Source organism: Sphingomonas sp. 66-10, from assembly GCF_001897045.1.
GTDB classification, from domain to species: domain Bacteria; phylum Pseudomonadota; class Alphaproteobacteria; order Sphingomonadales; family Sphingomonadaceae; genus Sphingomonas; species Sphingomonas lycopersici.
Window position 1 is genome coordinate 34,517 of sequence record NZ_MKRR01000044.1, and the last position, 5,881, is coordinate 40,397.

A 5,881-nucleotide genomic window follows, 5' to 3' on the forward strand; every position below is an offset into this window, starting at 1 on the left:
CAGGTCGACTATCCCGACACGGTGGTCGTCGCTGTGCGCGACATGATCGCGGCGGTGCGCGCCGATCAGGCCGCGGGCCACGCCAAGTGAGCCCGTCGCCCCTCCTTGTGTCCCCGCGAAGGCGGGGACCCGGTCTGGGCTCCCGCCTTCGCGGGAGCACAAGAAAGGCCGGCACGACGATAAAGACACGATCAGGGAGTTTCATCGCGGCGCTGCTGTTGCTCGGCGCGGGCGATGCGCTCGCAGAACCGACCGCCGCCAGCGCCCCCGCCGCCCGGCCGTTGACCCGACAGGATGCCGACGCCTGGCTCGATGGCTATATGCCCTATGCGCTCAAGCGCGGCGATATCGCGGGCGCGGTGGTCGTGGTGGTCAGGGACGGGAAGATCCTCACCCAGCGCGGGTTCGGCTATGCCGATGTCGCGAAGCGCACGCCGGTCGATCCGGCGCGCACCCTGTTCCGCAACGGCTCGGTCTCGAAGCTGCTTACCTGGACGGCGGTGATGCAGCAGGTCGAGGCCGGTCGGATCGATCTCGATGCCGACGTGAACACCTATCTCGATTTCACGATCCCGCCGAAAGACGGCAAACCGATCACGATGCGCCAGCTGATGACGCATACCGCGGGGTTCGAGGAACATGCCAAATATGTGATGTTCACCGATCCGACCGCGTTCATGCCGCTCGGCCAGTTCGTCAAGACGCAGCTGCCGCGCAGGATCTACGCCCCGGGCACGACCCCGGCCTATTCCAATTACGGCACCACGCTCGCCGGTTATATCGTCGAGCGCGTCAGCAAAACGCCGTATGACGATTATGTCGAGCGCCATATCTTCCGCCCGCTCGGGATGAGCCATTCGACCTTCCGTCAGCCCCTGCCCAAGGCGCTCGCGCCGCTGCTGGCGTCGGGATACAAACTCGCTTCGGGGAAATCGGGGAAGTTCGAATATCTGCCGACGGTGCCCGCGGGGGCGCTGACCTCCTCCGGGGCGGATATGGCGCGCTTCATGATCGCGCATCTCGACGACGGCGCCGGGCTGATGCGGCCGGCCACCGCACGGATGATGCACGATAGCCCGCTGACTCTGTTGCCGCCACTCAACCGGATGGAACTCGGTTTCTTCGAAACCAATATCAACGGGCGCGAGGTGATCGGGCATCTCGGCGATACAACGCTTTATCACACCGCGCTGCATCTGTTCATGAACGAGAAGGTCGGGCTCTACGTCTCGCTCAATTCCTGGGGCGAGGATACGGCGGTCGGCGCGGTGCGGCATGAATTGTTCGAGCAATTCGCCGATCGCTATTTCCCACCGATCGGCCCCGCCGACGGCCGCGTCGATGCGCAGACCGCCGCCCAACATGCCAGGATGCTCACCGGCACCTGGATCAAGAGCCGCCGCGCGGAAACGACGATGTTCGCGCTGCCCAATCTTCTCGGGCAAGTGAAGGTGAGCGTTGACGACAAGGGCGGGCTCGTCGTCCCGGTATCGCGCGGCACCAATGGCAAGCCGATGAAATGGGTGGAGATCGCGCCCTTCGTCTGGCGCAATGTCGGCGGGCACGAGCGGCTCGCCGCCAAGCTGGTCGACGGCAAGGTGGTGCGCTGGAGCGTCGATTCCGCCTCGCCGTTCACGGTGTTCGATCGCGTCGCGCCGTCGCGCTCGGCGGCGTGGATCATCCCCGCGCTGATCGCGAGCCTTGGCGTGCTGCTGCTTACTTTCGTGCAATGGCCGGTCGCGGCGCTGATCCGGCGGCATTATCGCGCGCCGCTGACACTCGGGCGTCGCGCGCTGCTCGCCTATCGTGGCGCGCGCGTTGCCGCGGGGCTGGCACTGGCGCTGGTAATCGGCTGGCTGGCCTGCCTCAATGCGATGGAGATGATCGGGAAGTACGATCCGTGGCTGTGGCTGCTGCAGATCGGCGGCCTCATCGTGCTGCTCGGCGGGGTCGCTGTGGCGGGGTGGAACCTGTTGCTGGCGTTCCGGCGCAAGCGCGGCTGGTTCGGACGGATGTGGAGCGTGGCGCTGCTGCTTGCGCTGCTGATGCTCGGCTATACGGCGTGGATGTTCGGGCTGCTGGCGATGTCGGTGAATTATTGAGAGCAGGGTCTTGAGAGCGGCTTATGGGCAGAAATCCGCACGGCGGTTTTGGTGTAGATCGAACGCTATAGCTGCCGGTGATCGCATTCGGCGGAAATGGCCGCTCCCGACCAGACCCGGCTACTCGCACATTAAACTGTGAACGGCCGCTGGCGATAGAAGCCGCCGTTCGGGGCGCACCGAGCCAAAATCTCGCCTCGCGCCCCTTATGGCCATTCACAAGATCGTGCGGCGAAGCCGAAGCCGACGTTCTTAACGAAACCGGGGTTACGCGATTGGCAATCGGGTGCCGACGAACTCGGCCACGTTCAAGGCGTGGGGGTGCCCGCGGTTGCACAGCGTGATGATTGCGTACCCGGCGCGTGGATAGACGGCGAAGTCGGCGTTCACACCCGGGGCGCTGCCGCCGTGGCCGAAGCAGGGTTCGCCGTTGCGCATGGCGATGCGCAGACCGAGCGACCATCGTGCACTGCCGGCAGGGATCACCGGGGTCGTGAGTATGCGGCGATGCGTCGGATCGAGCAGCGTATCCTGCTGAAGCGCCAGCGCAAAGCGATGCAGATCGTCCACCGTCGAATAGCCGCCTCCGGCAGGCAGGCCGACATAATAGGGTAACGGTTTCAGCCCCGTTTGCGCCGCGCCGTTGAGCGGCTCGGCCGTCTCTTCCGGGGACGCGACGGCCGAGGTCGCCGTCATACCGGCGGGGCTAAAGACGTTCCGCTGCAAATAGGCATCCCAGCTCTGACCAGACACTTGCTCGAGGATCGCGCCGAGCAGGATGAAGCCGAAATTGCTGTAGCCCCAGCGAGAACCAGGTGGAAACAGGGGATCGCGCCGGCCGAACAGCCGGACGAAGTCGGACGGCGTGCGAAGCGCCGATTCATGCATGTCGTAATCGGGGCCGAAGAAATCGCCGGTCCCGCCGGTATGCGTGAGGAGGTGACGGACGGTCACCGATCGGGCGAGCGGCGTGTCCGGATAGTCGGGCAGGCGCATCGCGATCGTATCAGCCAAGCTCAGCCGGCCGGCCTGCACGAGCTGGAGCACGCCAACCGCCGTGAACATCTTGCCAGCCGAGCCGATACAGAAGCGGGTGGCCGGGATCACCGCCCGCATATTTCCCGCATCCTGCGCGCCATAGGCCTCGCGCAGGAGAAGCTGATCTCCCTTGGCGACCAGCACCGATCCCGAGAAACGGCCGGCGGCTGCCTCGGCGCGCAATTTCCGGCGCAACGCGCGCAGCGCCTCGGCTTCACCCATCCGCCGAACGGCGAAGCCTGGCGGCGCGGGCGCGCCTGTAAAGGACAGGTCATCTATCGTGTTATCGCCGATCGACAGCACGACCTTGGAGAAGCGATCCCAGTTGCGGTCGCGAACCCAGGCGGTGATTTCCCGGGGCGCGGTCTGCTCGCTGCGTAGAAGGACAAGACCGCCGGACGCTTCGCGCACCCCCAGATCCTCCTCCAGATAGGGGGCGAGGTTCGGTATGTTGCGCCTGACGAAATCCGGATAAGCGGCGCCGCCAGGATCGTTGAACGCAGCGAGCCATCCAGATAGCCAGTCCGCAGGCGTGAGCGGTTGCGCGGCCAAAGCATGTCGCGGCAGGCAGGCAAGCGCCAGCCCTCCGCCCAAGACATAGCGTCTCGACAGGATCATGACTCAACCTTTCAAATCGTCGTTGCCGACAATTATGTAGGCGCCTACGATTGTGTCAATCGGATATGGAAGAGACGATGAAGGACTATGTTCGGGAAGTGGGGGGCAGCACTCGGCGGGCGCCTGCGGCCCGAGATCCCGGCTTGCGCCGGGATGACGGCATTTACGAAGTGGCGCCCGACACCTAGCTACAGCTATGGCGCAGCGCCACGCCGGGCCGCGCGGGGGTGGTCTTGCCGGCGCGGAGCACCGCGACGCCGTTGACGATCACATCGTCGATCCCCTTCGGCGCGCCGAGCGGCTTTTCCCAGCTGCTGCCTTCTTCCACCGTATCGGCATCGAAGATCGTGATGTCGGCGCGCAACCCTTCGCGCAGCACGCCGCGATCCGCCAGCCCCATGCGCTGCGCCGGCCATGAGGTCATCTTGCGCACTGCATCCTCCAGCGTCAGCACATGCCGCTTGCGGACATAGTCGCCCAGGATGCGCGGGAAGGTGCCGTAGGAGCGCGGGTGCGGCAGCCCGAGCGCATCCATCTCGCCGAACTTCGCCGCCGATCCCGCATCGGTGCCGATGCTGGTCCACGGCGCTTTCAGCGCGAGCTCGATATCGGGCTCGTCCATCATGAAATAGAGGCCATAGGCGCGGTTGGGGAGCGCGTTGAGCAGGATATCCCACGCCACGTCGGCGGGATCGCGCCCCAGCGCCTTGCCGATCGCCGCGAGGCTTTGCCCGCGATAGGCGTCCATCTTGGGATCATAGGCATTGGCGAGGACGACATGATCCCAGCCCCCTGCCGCCTCGACCAGATTCGACCAGCCCGGCTGCGACCCCGCCGCAACCTCGCGCTTGAGCCGTTCGCGGATCTTCGGATCGCGCAGCCGCTCGTACCCGGTCTTCGCCCCCTGCGCGAACACCCAGTTGGGCACGGTGATGTCGAGCCCGGTGCCGCCGGCGGTATAGGGATAAAGGTCCGCCGCAATATCGACCCCGCGCGCGCGCGCCGCGGCGATCCGCGCCAGCGCCTGCGGCATCAATTTGCCCGCCAGCGGGCGATAGGCGGCCTTGAGGTGGAAGATCTCGGCCTTGGCGCCGCTGCGCTCGCCGATCGCGATCGCCTCGTCGATCGCCTCGATCAGTTTCGCGCTCTCGTCGCGCATGTGGCTGGCGTAGAAGCCGCCGCATTTCCCTGCGACCGAAGCCAAAGCCACCACCTCGTCGGTCGACTGGAAACTGTTGGGGGGATAGATCAGCGCGGTCGACACGCCGAACGCGCCATTCTTCATCGCGACGAGCGTTTCGGCCTTCATCGTTTCGAGCTGCTGCGGGGTCGGGGTGCCCGCACCGTCACCCAACACCTTCATCCGCGGCTGGGCGGCGTTGTAATAGGTCCCGAAATTGACCGCGATCCCGGTCTTCTCAAGCCCGTCGAGATATTTGCCGATCTCGGCCGCATCGACCGGAGTGCCGCCCTCGCCGGCGATGACGGTGGTAACCCCCATCCGCAGCTTATTCTCGGCCGCACCCGATTTCGGCAGCACCTCGCCCGATTGATCCATCATGTCGATAAAGCCGGGCGACACATAGCGGCCGTGCGCATCGATCTCGTCGCGTCCCTTGCCGCGTACCACGCCGATCTTGGCGATGCGGCCGTCCTTGATCGCGATATCGGCATAGACCCAGGGATTGCCCGCGCCGTCGAGCACGCGCCCGCCGCGGATCACGATGTCGTAATCGGTGGCCGGCGCCTGCGCCGGTGCCGGCGTCGCCACAGGGGCCAGCGCGGTGCCGATCAGCAGCGCGGCGGCGAGCGCGAAATGTTTCCTCATGGCGTCCCTCTCTCCCTTTGGATTGTGGCGCGCGATTCAGCGCCCCTTTACCGGCGTGAACAGCAAGTCGTGATAATCGTAGCTGAAATCCGCGATCGGCGAGGCCGCCTTCATCGTGACGCGCGCGATCTTCCCCTCGGCATCGAGGTTGAAGGTCACATAGGCCGGCTCGATCGTCTTGTCGTCGAAGCGGGTGACGAAGCTGTCATATTGGAAATGCTCGAGCCGCCCCGACATGCGCGGGGTCGATTTGAAATCGATCCGCAGCCCGCGCTGGTCCCCCGTCACCGCGATA

4 protein-coding genes are annotated in these 5,881 nt (G+C 65.5%); 1 reads left to right on the forward strand and 3 read right to left on the reverse strand.

From position 1 onward, the window contains the following. Nucleotides 1-218 precede the first annotated feature (218 nt). Entirely contained in the window at nucleotides 219-2,102 is a 1,884-nt protein-coding gene (locus BGN95_RS05315; protein ID WP_286771870.1) for a serine hydrolase domain-containing protein, read from the forward strand. Nucleotides 2,103-2,369: 267 nt separating this feature from the next. Here the strand turns inward: BGN95_RS05315 and BGN95_RS05320 are convergent, their stop codons facing one another. The 3 genes from BGN95_RS05320 to BGN95_RS05330 all read right to left on the reverse strand — a co-directional run. Next, nucleotides 2,370-3,758: a serine hydrolase domain-containing protein gene (locus tag BGN95_RS05320; RefSeq protein ID WP_286771871.1), complete on the reverse strand. Its 1,389-nt coding sequence runs from the start codon at nucleotides 3,756-3,758 to the stop codon at nucleotides 2,370-2,372. 184 nt (nucleotides 3,759-3,942) lie between these two features. Further along, nucleotides 3,943-5,586, reverse strand: coding sequence for an N-acyl-D-amino-acid deacylase family protein (locus BGN95_RS05325; protein ID WP_286771872.1), 1,644 nt, complete (start codon nucleotides 5,584-5,586; stop codon nucleotides 3,943-3,945). Between the two features lie 36 nt (nucleotides 5,587-5,622). After that, nucleotides 5,623-5,881 (reverse strand): DUF3471 domain-containing protein (locus BGN95_RS05330; protein ID WP_286771873.1); only part of this gene is annotated, 259 nt, incomplete at its 5' end.